The sequence below is a fragment of the Streptomyces krungchingensis genome (assembly GCF_054729265.1).
Genome location: NZ_JBPUKY010000001.1, coordinates 6,614,194 through 6,638,655, shown reverse-complemented (window position 1 = coordinate 6,638,655; position 24,462 = coordinate 6,614,194). Strand labels below are relative to the sequence as shown.

Genomic DNA, 24,462 nt, shown 5'->3' with positions numbered 1-24,462 from the left:
GTTCACTCAGCCGCCTCGGGCGCGGAACCGTTCGAGCATCTGCTGCCCGTACAGCTCCGCCATTTCCTCGTCGCCGGGCGTCGTGATGTACGCCCTGTCGTTGTGGGCGTCCTGCATCCCCCGACGAGCCGCCTGCTGATGGTGGTGCATGGTCTCGTGGAAGACTGTACTGACCGCCTCGTCCATGCTGCGCAGGCCGAGGTCCGAGATCTCGATCACGGGACGTCCGCGCGGCCCCAGCATGGGGAAGCCGGCCGCGGTGTGCGGACTGTTCCCGAAGGCCGGACCCAGGGGCCCGTCGATCTGGGGGACGTGCACGATGTCGTAGTGCTCGACGGACATCCCCCGCCGGCCGAGCGCCATCCGCAACTGTCGGACGCTCACCGCCGGACCGAGCTGTCCGCCCGGCACGCGCTGCGAGGCGCCACGGTAGTGGTTGATGATCGCCGGGCCGCAGGGGGCGAGTCCCAGCGGGTCGCTCCACACGAGCGGGTTGTCCGTGTACGCGTAGTCGTTGGGCGCCGGGTCGAGTCCCAGGGGGTCGGGCGTCAGATAGCGCCCTGTCGCCGAGTCGTAGTAGCGGTGCCGGTTGTAGTCGAGCCCGGTCTCGGGGTCGTTGTACTGGCCCGGGAACCTGACCGGGCAGTCGATGTCGTCGCCGGCCGTGGGCTGTCCGGCGCCCCAGATCGTGGCCCGGCGCCGCCAGGTCACCCGCCCCTGGGCGTCGACCAGTTCGCTCGGCGCTCCGGCCAGATCGGTCACGATGGCGCGGAACCGCACGTCGACCTCGTCCTGCGACAGGCCTGCCGGTTCGATCCTGTCGACCTGCGCGAGGGGGCGCGGGACCGGCGCGGGCGAGAACTCCCACGTCGTCACGTGCCGGGCGGAGTCGGGCGCCGCCCGGTGTGTCTGTTCGGCGAGGCTGTCGCGGTCCCAGACGAAGACCGTCTCGCTCCGCGTCCGCCCGCTGTCGTCGACCAGCCGCTTGGAGATCCGGCGCCCCAGCGGGTCGTAGGCGTACCGCCAGGTGGTGCCCTCGGGTGTGCCCACGGTCAGCAGCCGGCCGAGCGTGTCCCAGGTGTAGCTCCACGTCCGGCTCCCCCCGGACAGCAGCCGCACGGTCCTGCGCACGACCCGCCCGTACGCGTCGTACGTGTAGCTGATCCGGCCGGAGCGTCGCAGCCGTGTGCCGGCGGCGACCGCGTCCTCGCCGGGATTGCCCGCCGTGGCCTCGCTCATGTTCCCGGCCGCGTCGTACGCGTACCGCTCCGTCCAACCCGCCGCGTCGACGCCGGTGACACGTCCCACGGGATCGAGTGCGTAGCGGCGGGCCCCGTCCGCCCAGGCGTCGACGCCGGTGGGTATCCCGTCGGGCCGGTACGTGTAGCGGCGCCTCTCCTGCACACGCCGGTCCGCGGCGTCGACCAGCGTCTGCTCCGTCAGCCGGAAGTCCTCGTCCCAGCTCTGGGAGAGCACCCGGGACGCGCCGAGGTCACGGCCAGTCTCGCGGCCCGCCGCGTCGTAGGCGAAGCGCAGCGACTGCGGGCCGATGTGCAGAGCTGCGGGACGGTGTCCCGGGTCGTACTCCCAGCGGCTGACGACGCCCTCGGGGGTGGTCCGCCGCGTGCGCCGCCCCAGCTCGTCGTAGCTGCTGGACACGGTGCGTCCGTTGCAGGTCTCCGCGATCAGCTGGCCTGCGGCGTCATAGGCGAACTCCACCTCCGCGTGCGCGTTGGCCACACGGATCATGCGTCCGGCCGGGGTGTAGGAGAAGACGGCCGTCTCGTCGGCGCTGCGCCGCGTGACGACGTTGCCCGCGGTGTCCCGCTCGTAGTCGACCGTGTGGTCCGGTCCCTCGCTCCGCTCGACGAGCTGTCGTGCCGCGTCGTGTCGGTAGGTGATCCGGCGGCCGTTGAAGTCCTCCTCGGTCACCGTGTTGCCCACCGGGTCGTATCCGTACGACCACACCGCGCCGCCGGCGTTCGCCACGCTCAGCAGCCTGAGTTCACTGTCGTAGGCGAACGTCAGGACCGAGCCGTCCGGGGTCGTCCGCGTCCTGACGAGGTCGAAGGGGCCGTAGGTCCAGCTCGTGGAGCCGCCCGCCGCGTCACGATGCTCCAGGACGTTGCCCTCGCCGTCGTAGCGCCAGTGCTCCGTGGCCCCGCTCGGCTTCGTGCGCCAGGCCAGCCGCCCCTCGGGGGTCCAGCCGAAGCGCGAGACGCCGCCGACGGGATCGGTGCTCTCGACGATGCGGCCGAAGGCGTCACGGACGCAGGACGACACCGCGCCGGCCGTGTCCGTGACCCGGCGCGGCAGACCGGCCCCGTCGCGCTCGACGCGCCGCACACCGCCCAGGGCGTCGACGGTCTCGACGAGACCGCCGTGATCGTCGTAACGGTGCCGGGTGACGGCACCGCCCGCGTCGGCGGTCGCCACCAGATCGCCGCGCTCCCCGTACGTGTGGAAGGCCTGTGCCCCGTCCGGGTCGGTGGCGTGCACCGGCAGACCGAGACCGTCGTGGGCGAGCGTCGCGGTGGTGCCCTCGGGGTACTCGACCTCGGTGTTCCGGCCGTGCTCGTCGTAGCGGTACCGGGTGGTGCGGCCCAGCGGATCCGTGATCGTCCGCAGCCGGTCGTACCGGTCCCAGGTGCGGGTGGTCGTGTGGCCGAGCGGGTCGGTCTCGGTCAGGAGCTGGAGGGTGTCGCTGAAGGTGTAGAGCGTGGAGTGGCCCAGCGAGTTCCGTACGGTGGTGGTGCGGGCGTTCTCGTCGTACGCGTAGGCGTAGTCGAGGATTCCGTCCGTGCCGCCCGCGTGGACGCATCGCCCCTGCCGGTCGTACGTGTAGCCGTACCAGGTGCCATTGCGGTCCTCCCAGCGGGTGACACGACGCCGGTCGTCGTAGGAGAACCTCAGGGGAAGCCCCGAGGAGTCGTGAACCTCGGAGAGGTTGCCGCGCTCGTCGTACGCGTAGCGCACCAGGACCGGCTGCCCGGGGGCGCTGAGGAGGTTCATGGCGGTGACTCGGCCCGCCTCGGCCGTCACTCCGACGCGGTAGCCGCCGTGGTGGGTGATCGTCTCGGGTGCGCCGTCGGGGGTGTAGGAGATGCGCAGCGTGTTGTCGTGCCGGTCGGTGACCGCGTCGAGGAGGAGTTCGGCGCCGGTGGAGCCGGGCTGGGCCCGGAAGTGCAGGCTACGGCCCGTCTGGGGCTGCCGGACGGTCATACGGCCGTCCGGGCCGTCGGTCCACTCCAGCGGCCAGCGGGGGCCTTCGACCGGCAGGACGTCCAGACCGGGCTCGGGCACGGGATAGATCAGCACCATCCCGTCGTCGGCGACGAACCGCACCCCGTCGGCGTCGAGCAGCAGACGCTGATCGAGGGTGGAGATCCAGCTGGGCCCGAACCAGCGGCCCGAGCGGGCACCGGTGCGGTGGTGGCGTTCCACGGCGAGCGGCAGGATTCCCGGCAGGAGCACGTCCCGGGCCGACATGACCATCTGGCCGGTCGCCACGTCGATCGGGTCACCGCGGGTGAAGAGCGTCTTCATCTGCCGCGCGCCCGAACGGGCGCCCTTTGCAAGTCCCTTGAGCCCGAGGGCCATGCCTTTCAGGCCGGTCTTGCCGAAGGCCTTCAGCCCCTTCGCCAGTCCACCGAGGGTGGTGATCCCCTTGCCGCCGGGTATGCAGTCCAGCGCCGCGAACGCCACGTCCCACAGGGAGGCCTGGCCCTTGCGATATTTGTTGAGCGTGTCCGCGAGGACGACGAGCGCGGCGATCAGCACGATCGCGCCGAGGATCGGACCGCCGATGATCATCGCGATGATCCCGACCACCGCGACAACCACCTTGCACACCGCGACGATGGTGTCCCAGTTGTCGGAGAACCAGTCCCCGACCTCCTCCCACCACTTCCGGTTGTGGATCCCCGCGTCCGACGCCTCGTCGATCTTCGTCTTCGCCGTACGAGCAGCCTCCTCACGCATCTTCCGCGCGTCCTCGGCCATCTTCTTCGCCGCGTCCAACGCACCGCTCGCGCTCGTCACGTCCGACCGCGCCGACGTCTGCGCCGACTTGGCATGCTGCGCATCCCGCGTCGCCGCACGCACCTTGCCCTCGTCCGGCTTCTCCTTGTCCTTGCTCCCGGTCGGATCGTCCTTGTACTTGTCCGCCTCCTTGTTCGCCCGCGTCACCCACGAATCAGCCGAGGAGAGCCGGGACTTGGCCGAGGACAGGTCGGACCGCGCCTCACGACCCTTCGCGAGCGCCTTGTCGGCCAGCGCCTGCGCACGCTCCAACACCGGCCAATACACGGCCAGCGCATCCCCGGCCATCTCGTACGACTTCTTCAGCTTCTTCAACTGCTTCGGCACACCCGAGAACTCGTCCCCGAACGCCTTCGCCGACTTCCCCGCCCACTTCAGAACAGCGTCCTCGTCCGCCATCCCCTTGACCGAACGCAACGCCTCCCCGACATCGTCCGCGAAGTCCAGCAAATTCTTCGCCAGATGACGCACACGGTCCGGATCACCCGGCGTCGGATCCTTCTCCAGATCCAGGACATGCCAGTCCCCCGGCCGATTCCCCGCCACGCCGCAACCCCCGTCACGTTTGCCGCAGTAACTCTCGTACGCACCAGTGAAGTTACTGGATGTTCCTGTCCGGCGTGGAGGACAGCAGGTCCGGAGCAGCGACTGGCGGACGCGGCGAGCGGGGTGAAACCGTGATGTGGACCGCCGACACGATCAGGGTCGACGGCACGCGTGTGGTCGTCAGTGCGTTCAACGCGGGGAACCAGGAGAGCGCGGCGACCCGCGCCACCCCCGCGCTGACCATGAAGGAGCTGCGGACGATCGCCCTCAGCCCGAAGTGGCACGAGCTGCTCAAGTGACCTGCACGGCCCCTCAGAGGAACTCCGACCACGGCTGGTCCCAGATCTGCTTGACGCACAGGACGAGGAAGAGCAGCCCGGCGATCGCCAGCATGGCGTTGCTCAGCGGGCCGTTGCGCCATTCGCGGGGTGTGCGGGAGGAGTTGAGGAGCCAGATCAGGGTGAGGGCGAGGAAGGGCAGGAAGGCCGCGCCCAGGACTCCGTACAGGATGACGAGCCGGAAGGGTTCGCCCTGGAAGAGGAGCACGATCGGAGGGAAGGTCAGCCAGAGCAGGTAGGCGCGGAAGGGCCAGGACTTCTCGCGCCCGCCGGCCGCGACCTCCTCGCCCGTGACCTGCTCCCGGGTCCGGTAGCGCGCCACGAAGTCCGCGAACATCAGGCTCACGCCGTGCCAGACGCCGATGAGCGAGGTGAAGGAGGTCGCGAAGAAGCCGATCAGGAAGAACTTCGCGGTCGCCGTGCCGTACTCCTCCTCCAGGATGTCGCCGAGCTGGATCAGCCCCTGGTCGCCACTGGCGATGGCAACGTTCGCCGAGTGCAGCAGCTCCGCGCCGACGAAGAGCATCGCGACGACGAAGATGCCGGTGGTGATGTAGGCGACCCGGTTGTCGAGGCGCATCACCTTCATCCAGCCCGTGTTCGTCCAGCCCTTGGCGTTGACCCAGTAGCCGTACGCGGCCAGCGTGATCGTGCCGCCGACCCCGCCGATCAGGCCGAGCGTGTTGAGGACCGAGTCCTTCTCGTCGGGCAGTACGGGGAGCAGTCCCGCGAGGGCGTCGCCGAGGTTCGGTGTGACGCGGACCGCGAGGTAGACGGTGACGACGAACATCACGCCGACCAGCACCGTCATGACCTTCTCGAAGACCTCGTACCGGTTGAACCAGACGAAGACCAGGCCGACGAGCCCGCACAGGACGGCCCACGGCTTGATGGACCAGTCGTCCGGGAAGACGCCCGGGAACAGGGCCTGCAGCGGCAGCGCGCTCGACGACATCGCGGCCGCGCCGTAGACGAAGCCCCAGACGACCGCGTAGACGACGAAGAAGTACGTCGTCCAGCGGCCGAGGCTCGCCCAGCCGTCGAAGAGGGTGCGACCGGTGGACAGGTGCCAGCGGCCCGCCGCCTCGGCCAGGGAGATCTTGACCAGGCAGCCGATGACGGCGGCCCACAGCAGCGTGTAGCCGAAGTTGCTGCCCGCGATGAGGGTGGCGACGAGGTCGCCGGCGCCGACGCCGGTCGCGGCGACGACGATCCCGGGCCCGATGTACCTCCAACTGGACTTGCGGGGGCGGGAGTCGGACTCCCCTGACGCCGGCTTCTCGGACTTCCCGGTGGTCTCCGTCATGCGGTCAAGAAAGCGTAAAGCGTGGTGGTGACACAAGGGCGCGTACGCCGATCGCCACGCGATGTGCACCCATCGGGCACACGACCCCCGGCCGGAGCGGGCGGGCCCGGACCTGGCGCATGCGCCCGTCCGCGCACCGGGCACAGCGCCGCGCCCGACGCGGACCGCGTACGCCACCGGACTGAATTTCGGCCGATTCCCGCCATCGCCGCTTTGTCATCGCTTGACCTGCTCATGCCACGGTCGCACCATGAGCGCCGCACCCGCACCAGGCACGTCGCCATGAACCACCCCCCGCTCCACTCCCCACATTCCGGAGATCCCGGAATTCCTGGAGACACAAGGAGACTTCATGCGACTTCGCATACGCGGCAGCGGCGCGACCGGGTCGAGGAGAGGCGGTCGGCGCACCGCCGCCCTCGCCGTCCTCGCGGCCTTCGCCCTCGCGGCCCCCCTCACCGCCTCCGTCACCGACGCCACCGCGAGCGGAGCGGGAGCCCACGCCCCCTCCGCCGACGACGTCCGCCAGTACGAGATCCATCAGAGCACCACACCGGTGACCCGCACGGCCATCCAGCAGACCGGTGTCACCGTGGACGAGGCCGACGAGGAGACCGTCGTCGTCTCGGGCCGCGCGGACCAGATCAGGAAACTGCGCGCGCTCGGCTACGACGTCTCGCCGCTGGGCTCGGCACCGGACCGGTCGGGCGGCGCCGGTGACCTCCGGCTCTTCGACTTCCCGTCGGCGGACTCGAAGTACCACAACTACGCCGAGATGAACACGGAGATCGACCAGCGCCTCGCCGCGTACCCGAACATCATGAGCAAGCGGGTGATCGGCAAGTCCTACCAGGGCCGGGACATCGTCGCCATCAAGGTCAGCGACAACGTGGCCACCGACGAGAACGAGCCCGAGGTCCTCTTCACCTTCCACCAGCACGCCCGCGAGCACCTGACCGTCGAGATGGCGCTGTACCTGCTCCGCGAACTCGGCGCGGGCTACGGCTCCGACTCCCGCGTCACCACCATGGTGAACAGCCGCGAGATCTGGATCGTCCCCGACCTCAACCCCGACGGCGGCGAGTACGACATCGCGACCGGCTCCTACCGCTCGTGGCGCAAGAACCGCCAGCCCAACAGCGGCAGTTCGTACGTCGGCACCGACCTGAACCGCAACTGGAACTACAAGTGGGGCTGCTGCGGCGGCTCTTCGGGGTCGAAGTCGTCCGAGACCTACCGCGGCACGTCCGCCGAGTCGGCACCCGAGGTGAAGGTCGTCGCCGACTTCGTCCGCGGCCGGGTCGTCGGCGGCAAGCAGCAGATCACCGCCGGGATCGACTTCCACACGTACAGCGAGCTGGTGCTGTGGCCGTTCGGGTACACGTACTCGAACACCACGACCGGGATGACCGCGGACGACTACAACGCCTTCAGGACCGTCGGCGAGAAGATGGCCGCCAGCAACGGCTACACGCCCGAGCAGTCCAGCGACCTCTACATCACGGACGGCTCGATCGACGACTACCTGTGGGGCACCCAGAAGATCTTCAGCTACACCTTCGAGATGTACCCGGCGTCCGGAGGCGGCGGCTTCTACCCGCCCGACGAGGTCATCGAGCGGGAGACGGCACGCAACCGCGACGCGGTGCTGCAACTCCTGGAGAACGCCGACTGCATGTACCGGTCGATCGGGAAGGCCGACCAGTACTGCAGCTAGCCGGGGCGCGGTGCCCCGCGTCCGTCACGCGGCGTCGCCCTCGGCGTCCTTCGAGTCCTCGGCGTCCTCGCCGTCCTCGAAGTAGGCGTCCAGGACCTCGTCGAGCCGCGACTCCCACTCCTTGAAGCGCGACCTGGCCGTCGCCTCGATCTCGATCGGGTACCAGCGGCGGTCAGGCGTGTGGACGGTGACGGTGAACCGCTTGCCGAAGCGCGGGGACTCCGTCTCGACGGCCCCGATCTCGTCCCAGCGGAACTCCGCCTCCTGGTCGTCCAGGCGCAGCCGTACGCCGCGGTGGTCGGCCGTGATCGAGGCGCGGCGGTCGGAGGCCTCGAAGACGGGACCGTCGGGGTCGGCCGCGTCCTCCGCGTCCGCCTCGTCCCCGTCGCCTTCCGCCTCGTCGTCCGCGTCCTCGGCGGAGGTGTCGGCCGCCGCCTTCCGGGGGCCGGCCTCCGCGGTCTCCTCGTCGTCCGTACGGTCCGCGTCGACCGCGTCGTCCGTCGCGTCGGAGGCCGTCTCCTCGCCGTCGGACTCACCGGACTCCGCCGCCTTCGACGAGGTCTCCCCGACCGTGCCGTCGTCGGCCGCGGCGTCCTCGGCCGCGGTGCCGGACACCGCGTCCTCGGGCTCCGCGGCCGCGGGCGAGGTGAGTCCGGGGACGAAGGCCGGGTCGAATCCGGCGCCCAGGGGCTGGCTGCTCGAACCTATGCGCTGCTCCACAGCGGGCAGTATGGTCGACGATCCTGTGTCGCACACAGCCAGCCCCGACTTCGTTATCAGACGCCTACACGACCAGGCTGACCGCGGCGGCCACGGCGAAGCCCGCCACGGACAGCACGCTCTCCAGCACGGTCCACGTCTTCAGCGTGTCGCGCTCACTGATGCCGAAGTACTTGGCGACCATCCAGAACCCGCCGTCGTTGACGTGCGAGGCGAAGATGGAGCCCGCCGAGATCGCCATGATGACCAGGGCGACGAAGGCCTGGGAGTGGTGACCCTCCGTCAGCAGCGGGGCCACGATGCCCGCGGTCGTGACGATGGCGACCGTCGCCGAGCCCTGGGCCACCCGCAGGACCACGGAGATCAGATAGGACAGGACGATCACCGGGAGACCGACGTCGTTGAAGGTGTCGGAGAGCGCCTGGGCGACACCGCTCGCCTTCAGAACGGCTCCGAAGATGCCGCCGGCGCCGACCACGAGCAGGATGTTGCCGACCGGCTTCAGGGACGAGGTCGACACCGTCTCCAGGGACTTGCGGGACCAGCCGCGGCGGATGCCGAGCAGGTAGTACGCGAGGAGCAGGGCGATCGTGAGGGCCACGAACGGGCTGCCGAAGAACTCGATGACCGAGCGGACGGTGGACGGGTCCAGGGCGATCGACGAGAAGGTGGCCGCGAGGCTCAGCACCAGCGGCGTACCGATGATGCCGAGGACCGTGCCGAGCGGCACCGGCTTCTCCTGGGGCGCCACTCCCGACGCGCGCTGCTCCTCGACGACCGCCTGCTTGGCCTCCGCCGCGGCCTCGACCATGTCCTGCGGCACGGGGACGAACAGGCGCCTGCCGATCCAGGCGGAGTACACCCAGGCGGCCAGGACGGCGGGGACGCCGCAGACGATGCCCATGAGGATGACCCAGCCGAGCTGGACGTGCAGCAGACCGGCCGCGGCCACCGGGCCGGGGTGCGGGGGCAGGAACGCGTGGGTCATGGACAGGCCGGCGAGCAGCGGCAGGCAGTAGAGCAGGATGGACTTGCCGGAGCGCTTGGCGGCGGCGTACACGATCGGCGCGAGGACGAAGATGCCCACGTCGAAGAAGACCGGGATGCCGAAGATCAGGCCGGTCAGGCCCATGGCGAGCGGTGCGCGCTTCTCGCCGAACAGATTGAGCAGCCGGGACGCCAACACCTCGGCGCCGCCGCTGACTTCGAGGATGGCGCCGAGCATGGTGCCCAGGCCGATGATGATGGCGACATGGCCGAGGATGCCGCCCATGCCGGACTCGATGACGGAGACGGCCGTCGACCGCTGGACCGTGCCGAAGAGTTCGGTGACCGACAGTCCCGAGGCCAGGCCGACGGCTATGGAGACGGCGAGCAGGGCCACGAACGGCTGGAGCCTGGCCTTGATGATGAGGAACAGCAGCAGGGCGATGCCGAGGGCGGCGACGGTGAGCAGCCCGGCGGTGCCGTCGACGAGGAGGAGCAGACCGCCGGTGTGGGGTGGTGTCTCAGGGGTGGCCGGGGCCGGCGCCGCGAGCGGATGCGACGGCACCGAGGACCAGAGGGACAGGGGGGACGCCATGGAGGGCCTCTGTTTCGTAAGTGCATGGTGCTTTCGGGCAGGGGGAATCGCGGCACGGCGCCCCGGGGATGACGGGTGTGGGGCGCCGCGCCGTGACGGCGTGCGGGAGTGCGGGTGGTGCGAGGGTGCGTGTCAGCCGAGGACGGCGAGCACGTCGATCTCGATGAGGAGTCCGGCCGGCAGTCCGACGTAGACCGTGGTGCGGGCGGCGGGGGGCGCGGTGAGGCCCTGCTCCTCGAAGTACTGGTTGTAGATCTCGTTCATCTCGGCGAAGTGGCCGACGTCCGTGAGGTAGACGCGGATCATCATCGCGTCGTCCCAGCTCGCGCCGCCCTCCTCGAGGATCGCCTTGACGTTGGCGAGGGTCTGGAGGGTCTGCTCGCGCAGGGTCGGCCCGGCGGGCGTCGGGGGCTTGCCCTCCTCGGCGGGCAGGAAGCCGACCTGGCCGGCGACCTGGAGGATGTTGCCCTTCTTCACCCCGTGCGAGAACTTCGCGGGCGGGGTCGTGTGCGTCTTCGGGGTGAGGGCGATCTTGTCCGTCATTCCGTGCTCATTTCTTGGGGGGCTTCCTTCGTGGGGGTCCTGCCCGAGTAGTCGCGGCTGATGGCGTCGGCGGTACGGCGCACCAGCGGGAGCAGGGTGAGGAGTTCGTCGGCGGTGACGACGACATTGGGCGCGGACACCGACATGGCGGCGGCGACGCGGCCGTCCGCGCCGCGGATGGGGGCGGCGACGCAGTTGATGGACTCCTCGTGGCCACCGAGGTCGGTGGCCCAGCCCTGTTCGCGCACCGTCGCCAGCTCCTTGAGGAAGGCGGGCGCGTTGGGGATCGAACGGGCCGTGTACATGGGGTAGTCGAGCTTGTCGGCGAGAGCGCGCCGCTCGGCCTCGGGGAGGTCGGCGAGCAGCAGTTTGGCGACCGCGGCGACGGTGATGGCGACGGGCTTGCCGATGCGCGAGTACATGCGCACGGGGTAGCGGCTCTCCACCTTGTCGATGTAGAGGACCTCGTTCTCCTCGTAGACGGCGAGGTGGACGGTGTGTCCGCACTGCTCGTTGAGGCGTACGAGGTGGGGGTGGGCGATCTCGCGCACGTCGAGGTTCTCCACGGCCTCCTGGGCGAGGGCGAAGAGGCGGGCGCCGAGGCGGTAGCGCTGGTCGGACTGGCGGTAGACGAGTCCGTGCTCGTGCAGGGTGCGCAGCAGCCGCAGCGCGGTGGACTTGTGCACGCCGAGCCGGTCGGCGACCTGGCCGAGGTCGGCGGGGCCCTCGGCGAGCAGCGGCAGGATGCTGAGCGCGCGGTCGACGGTCTGACTCATGGCGTGCGTACCTCCTCCTCGGCCCGATCGACGGTTCGATCGGCGGCGTGGCCGATGGCTTTCGTCCAGCCGGGGCCGAGTCGAAGTCTCCCCCACGCGTCGTCGTCGAGAGCGGCCAGGCGGTCGGCGTGGTCGCGGGACGGCGGCGTGGCGAGGTCGCCGGGGACGGTGAGCGCGGCGGCGGCCATGAGGTGGCCGTGCCGGAGCCGGTCGCGGACGGGCAGTCCGCGCAGGGTGGCGGAGAGGAAGCCGGCGGCGAAGGCGTCCCCGGCGCCGACGGCGGCGACGACGTCGACGCGCAGGGCGGGCACGAAGGTGGCGGTGCCGGCTGCGCCGTCGCCACGCTCGGAGGCGGCGACGCCCTGCCCCCGGCCGCCGGGGGCGTCCCCTTCGTCGGTCCCACCGACGCCGACGCGCGCTTCACCCCGGCCGGCGGGACCGGGCCGCTCGCCCCGGCCTCCGAGGCCTTCCCCTTCGACCCCTTCGGGCCCGGCGTCTCCACCGGCTCCGGCGAGCGCCTCGCTCCGGTCGGTGGCGGTCTTCTCGAACACCGTCGCCCCCGCCTCGCCCTGCTTGACGACCAGGACGCCGGGCTCGGGCAGGGCGTCGCGGACGGCGCGCGCCCCGTGCAGTCCCCAGGCGTCCCGCGCCTCGTCCTCGCCGACGAAGACGATGTCGGCGCCGCGGGCCAGGTCGAGCAGGACCCGCGGGCCCGCGGCGTCGCGCCACAGTCCGGGGCGGTGGTTGACGTCGAAGGAGACGAGCGGACGGCCGGGCCGGCGCGCGGTGAGTTCGCGCATCAGGCCGAGGCAGTCCTCGGACAGCGCGGCGGTGATGCCGGACAGGTGCAGCACGCGGCCGGCACGGACGGCGTCCAGGTCCAGGGTGTCGGCGGCCATCGCGGAGGCGGCGGACCCGGCCCGGTAGTAGGCGACTTCGTGGGCGTCGGTCGCCCGGTCGCCCGCGGTGCGGAAGTAGATGCCGGTCGGGCGCTCGGGGTCGCGGCGCACCGCGGAGGTGTCGACGCCGTACGCGGCGATGGTCTCCACGAGGTGGTCGCCGAACCCGTCCGCGCCGACCCGGCCGACCCAGCGCGCGGTGTGCCCGGCACAGGCGAGCACACACGCCACGTTGGACTCGGCGCCCCCGATGCCCCGCTCGAAGGACGGGACGTCGGCGAGGCGGCCCGGCCGGGAGGGCAGGAAGGTGACCATGGACTCGCCGAGCGCGACCACGTCGACGAGGTCGCCGAAGCCGGCGGCGGCCTCGTGGGGCGCGGTGTCAACGGGTCCGTCGGTGGTCACGATGGCTGAGGCTCCTTGGTCTCGCGGGCACGGCATGGTGGACACTCCAGGGCCTGCCGTCGCGCTCCCCTCCTCCCTTCGGGCGGGCGGCGGGGGGCGACGGCAGGGCCTCGCGGCCAACGGCACCGTTGACCCTGCGTCGGCTGGGATGTTAGACAGCAGTAAGCGACATACGCAATGACCGTTGCACATTGCGCAACGCATCAGCGGAGCGCGGGCAGCACACCTCATCAAGGAGGCCCCATGGGCGCCGACACCGCCGCAGCACAGCTCGCCGCTCTCACGGCGGACCGTGTCGACCACCGCTTCAAGGGCCTCCCGCCGGACGCCGACGGACTGACCGTCGGCGAGCTCGCCGCCCAGCGCCGCAACCTGTTCACGGACGGCTTCACCACCCCGGTCCTCGCGCTCTCCGCCGAGCGGCTCCAGCACAACCTGGCCCTGATGGAGACGTACGCCACCCGGCACGGCCTCGCCTTCGCGCCGCACGGCAAGACGTCGATGGCCCCGCAGCTGTTCTGGCAGCAGATCGAGCACGGCGCGTGGGGCATCACGCTGGCGGTCCCCCACCAGGTGCGTGTGGCACGGCGGTTCGGGATCGACCGGATCTTCCTGGCGAACGAGCTCGTCGACCACGCGGCGCTGCGCTGGATCGCCGCCGAGCTCGCCCGGGACGAGGACTTCCGCTTCATCTGTTACGTGGACTCCGTGCGCGGTGTGGAGCTGATGGACGCGGCGCTGGCCGGCACCGCCCGCCCCGTGGACGTGGTCGTGGAGCTCGCCGCGGGCGAGGGCGCCCGCACCGGCGTCCGCACGGAGGCCGAGTGCGCGGCGGTCGCCGACGCGGTGGCCGCGACGACGACGCTGCGGCTGGTGGGCGTGGCGGGGTACGAGGGCGAGGTGCCGCAGGCGGACCAGGAGCGTGTGCACGCCTGGCTGCGCCGGCTCACCGCGCTGGCGGCGGACTTCGACAAGGCGGGCCGGTTCGCGGGTCTGGAGGAGATCGTCGTCAGCGCGGGCGGCAGCGCCTGGTTCGACGCGGTCGCCGACGTCTTCGCGGAGATCCCCGCGCTCTCCCGGCCGGTCCTGAAGCTGCTGCGCTCCGGCGCGTACGTCTCCCACGACGACGGCCACTACCGCAAGCTGACCCCCTTCACCCGCGTCCCGGAGGAGGGCGCGCTGCACCCCGCCTTCCGGCTGTGGGCCCAGGTGGTCTCCCGGCCCAGCGCCGACCAGGCCTTCGCCAACGCGGGCAAGCGGGACGCGGCGTACGACCTGGATCTGCCCGAGGCGCAGGTGGTGCGGCGTGACGGCGTCGAGCACCCGGCGAGCGGCGTCGAGGTGACCGGGCTCTCCGACCAGCACGCGTGGCTGCGCACCGCCCCGGGCGCGGAGCTGCGGGTCGGCGACTGGCTCGGCATGGGCCTGTCCCACCCCTGCACGTCCTTCGACAAGTGGGAGCTGATTCCCGTGGTGGAGCAGGACGGCACGGTCGTCGACTACGTCCGCACGTTCTTCTAGGAGGCCGCCGTGCTGGATCTCGTCATCCGTGACGCCGACGTCGTCGACGGCACCGGTGCGCCCTCGTACCGCGCCGACGTGGTCGTCGACGGCGGCCGGATCGTCTCGATCGTCAAGGAGGCCGCGGCGGCGGGCTGCCAGCGCCCCACCGCGTCCCGGGAACTGGACGCCGAGGGCCTGGTCCTCGCCCCCGGTTTCATCGACATGCACGCGCACAGCGACCTGGCGCTGCTGCGCGACCCGGACCACAGCGCGAAGGCCGCGCAGGGGGTGACCCTGGAGGTCATCGGCCAGGACGGCCTGTCGTACGCGCCGGTGGACGACCGCACGCTCGCCGAGGTCCGCAGGGCGATCACCGGCTGGAACGGCCACGGCGACGACATCGACTTCACCTGGCGGTCGGTCGGCGAGTACCTGGACCGGCTCGACCACGGTTTCGACGGCGAGGGCATCGCGGTCAACGCCGCGTACCTGATCCCGCAGGGCACCGTGCGCATGCTGGCGGTCGGCTGGGAGGACCGCGAGGCGACGCCCGCGGAGCTGGACCGGATGCGCCGGCTGGTGGCCGACGGCCTGCGGGAGGGCGCCGTCGGCATGTCGTCCGGGCTGACGTACACACCCGGGATGTACGCCAAGGACTCCGAACTGACGGAACTGTGCCGGGTGGTGGCCGCGCACGGCGGCTACTACTGCCCGCACCACCGCTCCTACGGGGCGGGCGCCCTGGAGGCGTACGAGGAGATGGTCGCCCTCACCCGCGAGGCCGGCTGCCCGCTGCACCTCGCCCACGCCACCATGAACTTCGGCGTGAACAAGGGGCGGGCCCCGCACCTGCTGGCCCTGCTGGACGAGGCGCTGGCAGGCGGCGCGGACATCACCCTGGACACCTATCCCTACACGCCGGGCTGCACCACGCTCGTGGCGATGCTGCCCAGCTGGGCGAGCGAGGGCGGCCCGGAGGCGATCCTCGCCCGGCTGCGGGACGACGCGACCGCCGAGCGGATCCGGCACCACATGGAGGTCGTCGGCGCGGACGGCTGCCACGGCGTCCCCATCGAGTGGGACACCATCGAGATCTCCGGCGTGAGCGACCCCGGTCTCGCCCCCTATGTCGGCCGCACGGTGCGGCAGTCCGCGGACGAACGCGGCGAGAGTCCCTGGCGCACCGCCCGCCGTCTGCTGGTCGAGGACCGGCTCGGACCGACGATCCTCCAGCACGTCGGCCACGAGGAGAACGTCCGGGCGATCATGCGCCACCCCGTGCACACGGGCGGCTCGGACGGCATCCTGCGGGGCGACAAGCCGCACCCGCGCGCGTACGGCACCTTCCCGCACTACCTGGGCCGGTACGTAAGGGAGTTGGGCGTGCTGTCGCTGGAGGAGTGCGTCGCCCACCTCACCGGCCGCCCGGCCGCCCGGCTGCGGCTGCCCGACCGTGGGATCGTCCGCGAGGGCAACCGCGCCGACCTGGTCCTGTTCGACCCGGCCACGGTCGCGGCGGGTTCCACCTTCGAGGCCCCGCGCACGCTGCCGACCGGTATCCCGTACGTCCTCGTCGACGGCCGTTTCGTGATCGAGGACGGGCGCAGGACGGATGTGCTGGCGGGGCGGGCGGTCCGCCGCGAGCCGACCGGATGACCACCCGCCGCGCAGCGGTTACGGCTTGGGCAGGGTGCAGCCGGAGCGGCTCAGGTCGAGCTTGTTGTCGAGCCCGAAGCACGGGACGATCTGGTAGGTCTCCTCGGCGTAGTTGATGCCCTGGCGAACCGTCACGGTGCCGTTGGCGTCGACCTCACAGGGGTTGTTGACGGTGCAGCGCCCGCCGTCCTCGTTGCCGGTGTTGTTGACGGCGACGACCTTGCCGGTGGAGTTGTCGACGACGGGTGAACCGGACGTGCCCCCGATGGTGTTGCAGGCGGAGGTGTAGCGGACCGAGTCCTTCCAGGTCCAGTCGCCCTCCTTGAGGCGGTACACGAACCCGTCGATGTTGCAGCTGTAGATGCGCTTCCAGTAGCCGGAGACGACCTTGATGGCCGTGCCGGCGACCGGGTGCGTGTCGCTCAGCGTCAGGGCGCTGATGCCGTACGAGCTCTTGATCTGCGCGTAGGTGCGGGTGAGCTGGTAGATCGTGACGTCCGTGTCGGTCATCGTGGAGTACGCGACCTTGCTGGCGCGCAGCGTCGCGACCCTGGTGCCCGCGGAGTTGAGCAGGCCGAACGAGCGGCTGGAGGCCTGGTCGACGATGACCTCGCCGGGCTCCGGGAAACCGGTCTCAAGGCAGTGGCCGTTGGAGAGCACGAGCGCGGGGTCGTCGTCCTCGGAGCCGGGCATCCGGACGACCGAGCCGGAGCAGTTGCTGAGCGAGACGGTGCCGGCGAAGTCCACGGCCTGCACGGCGGGCGCCCGGTCGGGCGACGCCTTCCCGGCCGACGTCCGCTCCTGGACCGGTGATTGCGCGGCGCGGTCGGGTGCGGGTGCCGCGACCGCGGGTGCCGCACCCGCCCCGGCGATCACCAGGGCGAAGAGCGCGGCGACGAGAGGCTTTCTCATGTGGGGGTCCCCTCTTGCGACTTGGGGCGACCGAAGGTTTTCCGGTCACCCTTCTGTTTTGTCATGCGCATTGTGAGGCGCAAGGGGTGAGGGGACAAGGAGTTGTTTCCGGCCTCGTTTCGACTTCCGGGAATGCGCCGGCGGGCCCCACAGGGCTACTTGGGCCGCTTGGTGGCGCCCTGGCCGCGGCCGGGGTGGCCGTTGGAGTTGCCGGGGGCCGACGGGGACGCTCCGGTCACCGTGGGACTCGGGGACGCGGTGGTCTTCGGGGCGCCGGACGACGAGGCCGTCGCTGTGGCGGAAGGCGTGGCGTCCCGGGTCGCGGAAGCTGACCCGCCGGGCGGTCCGCTCGCGGTCGCGCCGTCCGTGCCGCCGCCCTCCCCGCCCGCGGACGGCACGACCGGGACCTCGGAGTCGTCACCGGCGCCGTCGTCCCCGCTGCGTCCCGCGGGCGCGGGGCCCCCGGACGGTGCCGAGTCGAAGGCTCCCGAGAGCGCCGCGCCGAGGACGACGACGCACACGGCTCCGGCGCCCACGGCGAGCCGGCGGACCAGCCGGGTGCGACGGCGGCGGCGCAGCCGGTCGCGGCGGCCCGCCGCGTCGCCGGCGGCCGGGTTCCACGCGGCGTCCCACGGCTGTGCGGGTTCGTCGGCGGCCGGGCCCTGCGCGGCGTCCCGCTCCTGTGCGGTGTCACCGACCGCTGCGGCCGGTCGCCCGCCGACGGCCGCCTCACCGGCGGCTGTGTGGCCGACGCCCTCGTATCCCTCGCCGGCGGCCGTGTCGCCGACGCCGTCGTATCCCTCCTGCCAGCCGTGCGCCTCGGCCGGATCGGCGTACGTGTCATAGGCCGGGGAGGCCTCGCCGTCGCTCTGCGGGAGGTACACCTTCGGCGGGATCTCGGGATCGCCGGGCTGCCAGGACATGAGGGCGGATTGTAGAGACCCCAAGGGGTCCGGGCCCAGTGCGGGGACGAAAGCGACGGAACCGGCACGTCTCACGTGGTGGAAAACACCCCCCACCATGCGTTACGCGGCCGTAAGCTCACGGGCATGCAGGTGATCCAGTCCACGAAGCTCGCCAACGTCTGCTACGAGATCCGGGGTCCGGTTCTTGAGGAGGCGATGCGGCTGGAAGCAGCCGGTCACCGCATCCTCAAGCTCAACACGGGCAACCCGGCCGCCTTCGGGTTCGAGTGCCCGCCGGAGATCCTGGAGGACATCCTCCGCAACGTCTCCTCCGCGCACGGGTACGGCGACGCCAAGGGCCTGCTCGCCGCGCGCCGGGCCGTCGTCATGCACAACCAGACGCTGGGCATCGAGACGGACGTCGAGCACGTCTTCGTCGGCAACGGCGTCTCCGAGCTGATCGTGATGGCGATGCAGGCCCTGCTGGACGACGGCGACGAGGTCCTGGTGCCCGCCCCGGACTACCCGCTGTGGACGGCGGCCGTCTCCCTGTCCGGCGGTACGGCGGTGCACTACCACTGCGACGAGCAGTCCGACTGGATGCCCGACCTCGCCGACATCGAGCGGAAGGTCACCGACCGCACCAAGGCGATCGTCATCATCAACCCGAACAACCCGACCGGCGCGGTCTACGACGAGGCGATGATCCGGGGGCTCACCGACATCGCCCGGCGGCACAACCTGCTGGTCTGCTCCGACGAGATCTACGACAAGATCCTCTACGACGACGTGACGCACACGGCGACGGCGGCGGTGGCCCCCGACCTGCTCACCCTCACCTTCAACGGCATGTCGAAGGCGTACCGGGTGGCGGGCTACCGGGTGGGCTGGATGTCGGTCTCGGGGCCGCGCGCGCACGCCGAGTCGTACATCGAGGGGCTGACGATCCTCGCGAACATGCGCCTGTGCGCGAACATGCCGGGCCAGCACGGGGTGGTGGCCGCGCTGAGCGGACGGCAGACGATCAACGACCTGGTGCTGCCCGGCGGCCGGCTGAAGGAGCAGCGGGACGTCGCCTACGAGCTGCTGACCCAGATCCCGGGCGTGACGTGCGTCAAGCCGAAGGGGGCGTTGTATCTCTTCCCGCGCCTGGACCCCAAGGTCTTCAAGATCAAGGACGACCGGCAGATGGTCCTCGACCTGCTGCGCCGCGAGAAGATCATGGTCGTGCAGGGGACGGGCTTCAACTGGCCCGAGGCGGACCACTTCCGGGTGGTCACCCTGCCGACGGTCGCCGATCTGACGGACGCGGTGACGCGGATCGGGAAGTTCCTGGACGGCTACACCCAGCCCTGACGCTCACGCTGTGTGCGCGCCGTGCACAAATCTGCGACTCGACTCAACTTTAGACGAAATCCAAGCTAGGATGGCTTCCTGTCAGAGCACAGGAGGCCATCCCATGTACGAACCGATCCGCACCAAGTCGGTCCACACGATGGCCGGCACCACTTCCTCGGACTTCCCCCACCGGTCGCGCGAGGAGGAGCTGGACATCCAGCTCGCCGGTCACCTCGCGGCGCTGCTCGCGGTCACGGACGAGATCCGGGCTCTCGCGCCCTCCGCCGACCTGGACGCGGCCGCCGAGCGGCTCACCGCGCAGGTGGCGCGGCTGCGGGGCGGGGCGACACCGGTGCGTGCCGCGGTGGCCACGGCCCTGCACGAGCCGCACCTGGTGGCGCTCCATCAGCGGGCGCACGCGCTCGCCGGCCGCGCCCTCGTCGTCGCGGCGTCCCGCGCCGACACCGCGGCGGCGATCCTCGCCGCCGAGCGCATGGACGCCCATGCCCCGGTCGCCGAGCCCCGCGAGCTCGCGCCCCACTGAGCCTCCGGGCTCCCCCTCGACGGCCCCGGTCCGCGTGCACCCGCAGCGACGCGCGGACCGGGCGCCATATGACCCGCACCTCGCGGTCCGGATCGCCCGGTCGCCGCAGCCCGGCACGACGCCGAGCAGGAGGAACACCCAGGCACGGCAGCGGATCCACCCCCTCGCACCCGAACGGCTGAGACAGGGTGGTGGGGTGCGCCGTGCGCGCCGCCAGGAGGCGCCCCCTCCGGTTGCGTACCGGGACCCGGTGGTCACCCCCTGTTCACCCGCCGAGACCGGGAACGTTGGGTTCCGAGGCGCACGCTCCAGGCGTGAGACGTATCGCAGGAATCGTCCTGGCGGTGCTGTTGATCGGCGGAGTGGCAGCAGCCGTCGTCGCAGGCCGCGAAGGTCAGGACAAGGGCACGGCAACGAAGACCGTGCGAGGAGTGATCGGATCGGAGAAGGCGGAGTTCTTCGCCGATCCCGACGTGGTGAAGGCCCTGGCCGCCAAGGGCTACACCGTGAAGACGGAGACGTCCGGGTCATGGGCCATGGAAGGGCTCGACCTCAAGGGGTACGACTTCGCGTTTCCGTCCAGCCAGGCACCGGCCGACGAGCTCGCCGGCAAGTACCACGCACGGCAGCCGCTGCCGAGGCCCTTCTACTCGCCGGTCGTCGTCGTGGCGCACCGCAGCGCGGCACAGGTCCTGGCCGCCAACGGGCTCGCCACCCTCGACAGGAACACCGGCACCCTCAAAATGGGGGCCTATCTCGACGCCGCCCGGCACGACCGGACCTGGCAGCAGCTCAAGGGCGCCGCGGCACACGGTGAACTGACCGGCACGCTCTACATCGCCACCACCGACCCGGCCACCTCCAACTCCGGTGCCCTCTACCTCGCCGCCGCCTCCTACGTGGCCGACAAGGGACGCGTCGCGGCCTCCACCGCCGACGTCGAGCGCACCGCGCCCCTGATGCGCAAGCTCATCAGTGTGCAGGGCGCCCAGCAGTCCAGCACGGACGCGGCGTTCCGGGACTTCATCAGCGGCGCGGGCAATCCGCTCGTCCTCGTCTACGAGTCCCAGGTCGCCGCGCTGCTCGGCGAGGACGGCGGGCGGGAGGCGGGCGACCTCACCGTCCTGTACCCGGACACCACGGCCAACAGCGACCACACGGTGGTCCCGCTCACCGATGCCGGCCGCGCGCTCGGCGAACTCCTCAGCACCGACCCGACGCTGCGCGGGCTCGCCGTCCGGCACGGGTTCCGGCCGCAGGGCGCGACCGCCGAGTTCACCGCGGCGACCGCGGGCCGCACCTCGTACCTCAATCAGAAGCTGACCGGCGTCCGGCAGGCGCCCGTGCCCGCCTCCAAGGTGCTGCACGAGATGGCGCGCCGGGCCGGGAACTAGGGGGAAGCACCAAGTGACCAGCACAGACAACGAGTTCACCCTCACGCCGCCGGAGGCCGTGTCGGCCGTGCCCCGCGAGAAGGCCGGCGGGCTCGTCCCCGTCGAACCGTCCGTGCGGGACGAGATGGCGCGCCGCGCCGCCGAGTACGTCGGCGGACTCGCCGGCCTCGACGCCCGCTCCCCCGAATTCGCCGGAAAGGTCGGCGAGATCACGGGTCTGGGTGCCGGGGAGATGCGGGGCGCCGCCGCACAGTCCAACCGCATGCTGGAGCGCACGCTGCGCAGCCTGCCCGGCAAGGGCGAGGACGCCCAGTCCCATGTCGCGGGGTCCCTCGTCGAACTCCGGCGCGTGGTCGAGGACCTGGACCCGCGGGACCTGCCCGCGAGCAAGGGGAGGAAGTTCCTCTCCCGGCTCCCCGGCGGCAACAGGCTGCGCGACCACGTCGCCAAGTACGCCTCCGCGCAGGGCACCCTGAACAAGATCGTCGGCTCGCTGCGCGGCGGCCAGGACGAACTGCGCCGGGACAACGCCGCGTTGCAGACCGAACGGGTCCGCCTGTGGGAGACGATGGGCAAGCTCCAGGAGTACGTCGTCCTCACCCAGGCCCTGGACACGGCCGTCGAGGAGCACATCGAGGGCGTCGGGTCCACGGACCCGGCGCAGGCCGACAGCCTGCGCTCCGACGTGCTGTTCCCGGTGCGCCAGAAGCACCAGGACCTGCTCACCCAGCTCGCCGTGTGCGCCCAGGGCTACCTCGCCATGGACGTGGTGCGGCGCAACAACGACGAGTTGATCAAGGGCGTCGACCGCGCGGCCACCACCACGGTCTCCGCCCTGCGCATCTCCGTGATGCTGGCCTCCGCCCTGGACAACCAGCGCAAGGTCGTCGACCAGGTCAACGCCCTGCGCGGCACCACCGAGGACCTCATCCGCGGCAACGCCGAGATGCTCGCCACCCAGAGCGGCGAGATCCAGCGGATCGCCGCCGACCCCGCCGTCGGCGCGGAGACCCTGCGCAGCGCCTTCCAGCAGATCTACCGCACGCTCGACGCGATCGACACGTACAAGGTCCAGGCGACGGAGTCGATGGCCGCGACGGTCGAGTCCCTGACGGCCGAGCTCCAACACGCGGGCGCCTATCTGGAGCGCAGCCGGTCGCAGGGCGCGCTGGAAGGCGGACTCGGATGAGACGACGCGCGGCGTGCGCCGTCGTGGCCCTCCTCGCGGTCGCGGCGTGCACGGCACCCGGGGACGAGAAGTCCGGCGGCGGAGCGCCCGGGCCCGGCACCCTGCGGGTCCTCGCCTCCAGCGAACTCGCGGACATGAAGCCGGTCCTCGACCGGATCCACGAGGACACCGGCATCACGGTGAAGCCGACCTACATGGGCACGCTCGCCGCCGTCGACCTGCTGGCGAAGGGCGGGGCGGACCGGTCGTACGACGCGCTGTGGCTGTCGTCGAACGACTATCTGCGGCTGCGTCCGGACGCGGCGCGCCGGGTGGTCTCGGAGACGCCCGTCATGTCGAGCCCGGTGGCCATCGGGGTGAAGCCGGCCACCGTGACCGAGCTGGGCTGGAATCCGGACGACGTCACCTGGTCCCAGGTCGAGAAGGCCGTGGCGGACGGGAAGCTGACGTACGGGATGACCGACCCCGCACGCTCCAACTCCGGTTTCTCCACGCTGATCTCGGTGGCCTCGGGCCTGTCCGGCGCGCAGTCGGCCCTCACGGACGCGGACGTGCGGAAGGCGACCCCGCGGCTGCGGGAGTTCTTCGCGGGACAGAAGCTGACATCGGGGTCCTCGGGCTGGCTGGCCACCGCGTACCGGCGGCGCGGCACCGTGGACGCGCTGTTCAACTACGAGTCGGTGCTGGAGGGGGTGAAGGGGCTCACGGTGATCCGGCCGCGCGACGGCGTGGTCACCGCCGACTACCCCCTCTCCTCGCTCGCCACCGGCTCGGCGGACACCCGCGAGACCGTGCGCCGCCTCGCCGAGGCCCTGCGCACCCCGGCCGTCCAGCGGGAGATCACCCGGCGGACGCACCGCCGCCCGGTCGTCGCCTCGGTGCCCCCGGCGCCCGGGCTCGGCACGAGCAGGCGGCGCGAACTCCCCTTCCCCGGGAGCCGTTCCGTCGCCGACCGCCTCCTCGACTCGTACGAGAACAAGCTCCGCCGGCCGTCGCGGACCGTCTATGTCCTCGACACCTCCGGCTCGATGGGCGGCGACCGGCTCGGCCGGCTGAAGAAGGCGCTGACCGATCTGACGGGCGACTTCCGCGACCGCGAGGAGGTGACGCTGATGCCGTTCGGCTCGAAGGTCAAGAGCGTCCGCACGCACGTGGTGCGGCCCGAGGACCCGGAGACCGGGCTCGACGGCATCCGCGAGGACACCCGCGCGCTCACCGCCGACGGCGACACCGCGATCTACACGTCGCTGGAGAAGGCGTACGGACATCTCGGGTCCGGCGACGACACGTTCACGTCGATCGTGCTGATGACGGACGGCGAGAACACGACGGGCGCGGGCCCCCGGGAGTTCGACGGCTTCTACGGCCGGCTCCCCGCGGGGCAACGCGAGATCCCGGTCTTCCCCATCCTGTTCGGCGACTCCGACCGGAGCGAGCTCCAGCACATCGCCGACCTGACGGGCGGCCGTCTCTTCGACGCCCGCAAGGGCTCGCTCGACGGCGCCTTCGAGGAGATCCGTGGCTACCAGTAGGCTCGTCCGCCACCTCGAATCCCGTAAGAACCTCGCCGGCAGTGCGTGCGGGCTCCTCGGCCTGGCGCTGACCTTCACCGGACTCGCGGGCCCCTACTGGCCCTTCGTCGTCGCGGGCCTGTACGGCGCGGGCGCGCTGATCGCCCCGCCCGAGCGCCCCGCCCTGCCGGACTTCCCCGATCCCTCCGCCCAACTGGAGGAACTGCGCGGGGACTTCGAGAAGCTGCGCGCGTATCTGGACGGCGTCGAGCTGCCGCCGGCCGCGGCGGGCCGGCTCACCGAGCTGACCGAACTCCTCGCGGCGCTGCTGGATCCCGGCTGGGTCGCCGAGGTCCTCGCCCAGGACCCGGAGGGCGTGCACATGCTGTCCCGGGCGGTACGGCAGGACATCCCCGAGGCCGTCGACACGTTCGTACGGACGAGGTGGTGGACCCGGCTGGCACCCGGCACCGAACCGCCGGAACGCCATCTGGAGCGCCAGCTCACCCTGCTGCACGAGGAGTCGGACCGGCTCGCGACGACGCTGCGGGAGGTCGAGGCACGCCGGCAGGAGTCGCACACGCGCTATCTGGAGGACCGGGGCCGCGCGCAGTGACGTCCGGCGGGCGCGGCACCG

19 protein-coding genes are annotated in these 24,462 nt (G+C 71.4%); 10 read left to right on the top strand and 9 right to left on the bottom strand.

Annotated features, from left to right (window positions below; translation table 11 throughout):
• Positions 1-6: 6 nt before the first annotated feature.
• Positions 7-4,587: an RHS repeat-associated core domain-containing protein gene (locus ACSYGO_RS29270; RefSeq protein WP_460388227.1), complete on the bottom strand. Its 4,581-nt coding sequence runs from the start codon at positions 4,585-4,587 to the stop codon at positions 7-9.
• 131 nt (positions 4,588-4,718) lie between these two features.
• Here ACSYGO_RS29270 and ACSYGO_RS29265 point away from each other — a divergent pair, with 131 nt between their 5' ends.
• Positions 4,719-4,886, top strand: coding sequence for a hypothetical protein (locus ACSYGO_RS29265; protein WP_435222323.1), 168 nt, complete (start codon positions 4,719-4,721; stop codon positions 4,884-4,886).
• 13 nt (positions 4,887-4,899) lie between these two features.
• On the opposite strand, the gene ACSYGO_RS29260 is transcribed toward ACSYGO_RS29265, so the two are convergent.
• Positions 4,900-6,231: an Nramp family divalent metal transporter gene (locus ACSYGO_RS29260; RefSeq protein ID WP_432173816.1), complete on the bottom strand. Its 1,332-nt coding sequence runs from the start codon at positions 6,229-6,231 to the stop codon at positions 4,900-4,902.
• 352 nt (positions 6,232-6,583) lie between these two features.
• Here ACSYGO_RS29260 and ACSYGO_RS29255 point away from each other — a divergent pair, with 352 nt between their 5' ends.
• Positions 6,584-7,948, top strand: coding sequence for a M14 family metallopeptidase (locus tag ACSYGO_RS29255; RefSeq protein ID WP_432188519.1), 1,365 nt, complete (start codon positions 6,584-6,586; stop codon positions 7,946-7,948).
• A 24-nt stretch (positions 7,949-7,972) separates the two neighbouring features.
• Here ACSYGO_RS29255 and ACSYGO_RS29250 read toward each other — a convergent pair whose 3' ends face one another.
• The 5 genes from ACSYGO_RS29250 to ACSYGO_RS29230 all read right to left on the bottom strand — a co-directional run bounded on the left by ACSYGO_RS29250 (position 7,973) and on the right by ACSYGO_RS29230 (position 12,783).
• Complete coding sequence (locus tag ACSYGO_RS29250) at positions 7,973-8,668, bottom strand: hypothetical protein (protein ID WP_432173814.1); 696 nt, start codon at positions 8,666-8,668, stop codon at positions 7,973-7,975.
• Positions 8,669-8,732: 64 nt separating this feature from the next.
• Complete coding sequence (locus ACSYGO_RS29245; RefSeq protein ID WP_460388225.1) at positions 8,733-10,250, bottom strand: GntP family permease; 1,518 nt, start codon at positions 10,248-10,250, stop codon at positions 8,733-8,735.
• Between the two features lie 132 nt (positions 10,251-10,382).
• Positions 10,383-10,793, bottom strand: coding sequence for a RidA family protein (locus tag ACSYGO_RS29240; RefSeq protein WP_095936347.1), 411 nt, complete (start codon positions 10,791-10,793; stop codon positions 10,383-10,385).
• Entirely contained in the window at positions 10,790-11,569 is a 780-nt protein-coding gene (locus ACSYGO_RS29235) for an IclR family transcriptional regulator (RefSeq protein ID WP_028803056.1), read from the bottom strand. Before ACSYGO_RS29235 ends, ACSYGO_RS29240 begins: the two co-directional genes overlap by 4 nt.
• Positions 11,566-12,783 (bottom strand): sugar kinase, encoded by a 1,218-nt coding sequence (locus ACSYGO_RS29230; RefSeq protein WP_432173841.1) that lies wholly within the window; start codon positions 12,781-12,783, stop codon positions 11,566-11,568. Before ACSYGO_RS29230 ends, ACSYGO_RS29235 begins: the two co-directional genes overlap by 4 nt.
• 333 nt (positions 12,784-13,116) lie before the next feature.
• Between ACSYGO_RS29230 and ACSYGO_RS29225 the strand changes: the two genes are divergently transcribed.
• Positions 13,117-14,394: an amino acid deaminase gene (locus ACSYGO_RS29225; protein WP_460388223.1), complete on the top strand. Its 1,278-nt coding sequence runs from the start codon at positions 13,117-13,119 to the stop codon at positions 14,392-14,394.
• 9 nt (positions 14,395-14,403) lie between these two features.
• Positions 14,404-16,032, top strand: a complete 1,629-nt coding sequence (locus tag ACSYGO_RS29220; protein ID WP_435222313.1) for an N-acyl-D-amino-acid deacylase family protein — start codon at positions 14,404-14,406, stop codon at positions 16,030-16,032.
• Positions 16,033-16,050: 18 nt separating this feature from the next.
• On the opposite strand, the gene ACSYGO_RS29215 is transcribed toward ACSYGO_RS29220, so the two are convergent.
• A complete protein-coding gene (locus ACSYGO_RS29215) occupies positions 16,051-16,944 on the bottom strand; it encodes a S1 family peptidase (protein WP_460388221.1) in 894 nt (297 codons plus the stop codon).
• A 155-nt stretch (positions 16,945-17,099) separates the two neighbouring features.
• Complete coding sequence (locus ACSYGO_RS29210) at positions 17,100-17,867, bottom strand: hypothetical protein (RefSeq protein WP_460388219.1); 768 nt, start codon at positions 17,865-17,867, stop codon at positions 17,100-17,102.
• A 126-nt stretch (positions 17,868-17,993) separates the two neighbouring features.
• Between ACSYGO_RS29210 and ACSYGO_RS29205 the strand changes: the two genes are divergently transcribed.
• The 6 genes from ACSYGO_RS29205 (at position 17,994) to ACSYGO_RS29180 (ending at position 24,441) form a co-directional block, all read left to right on the top strand.
• The gene (locus ACSYGO_RS29205; RefSeq protein WP_426677239.1) at positions 17,994-19,205 is read left to right on the top strand and encodes a pyridoxal phosphate-dependent aminotransferase; all 1,212 of its coding nucleotides are present in this window, start codon (positions 17,994-17,996) and stop codon (positions 19,203-19,205) included.
• Between the two features lie 103 nt (positions 19,206-19,308).
• Positions 19,309-19,731 (top strand): SCO4983 family protein, encoded by a 423-nt coding sequence (locus ACSYGO_RS29200; protein WP_460388217.1) that lies wholly within the window; start codon positions 19,309-19,311, stop codon positions 19,729-19,731.
• Between the two features lie 314 nt (positions 19,732-20,045).
• Entirely contained in the window at positions 20,046-21,125 is a 1,080-nt protein-coding gene (locus ACSYGO_RS29195; RefSeq protein ID WP_432173809.1) for a hypothetical protein, read from the top strand.
• 13 nt (positions 21,126-21,138) lie between these two features.
• Entirely contained in the window at positions 21,139-22,314 is a 1,176-nt protein-coding gene (locus ACSYGO_RS29190) for a toxic anion resistance protein (RefSeq protein WP_432173808.1), read from the top strand.
• Positions 22,311-23,846, top strand: coding sequence for a substrate-binding and vWA domain-containing protein (locus ACSYGO_RS29185; RefSeq protein ID WP_432188514.1), 1,536 nt, complete (start codon positions 22,311-22,313; stop codon positions 23,844-23,846). The genes ACSYGO_RS29190 and ACSYGO_RS29185 overlap by 4 nt, the downstream gene beginning before the upstream one ends.
• Positions 23,833-24,441: a hypothetical protein gene (locus ACSYGO_RS29180; RefSeq protein ID WP_460388214.1), complete on the top strand. Its 609-nt coding sequence runs from the start codon at positions 23,833-23,835 to the stop codon at positions 24,439-24,441. The genes ACSYGO_RS29185 and ACSYGO_RS29180 overlap by 14 nt, the downstream gene beginning before the upstream one ends.
• Positions 24,442-24,462: the final 21 nt, after the last annotated feature.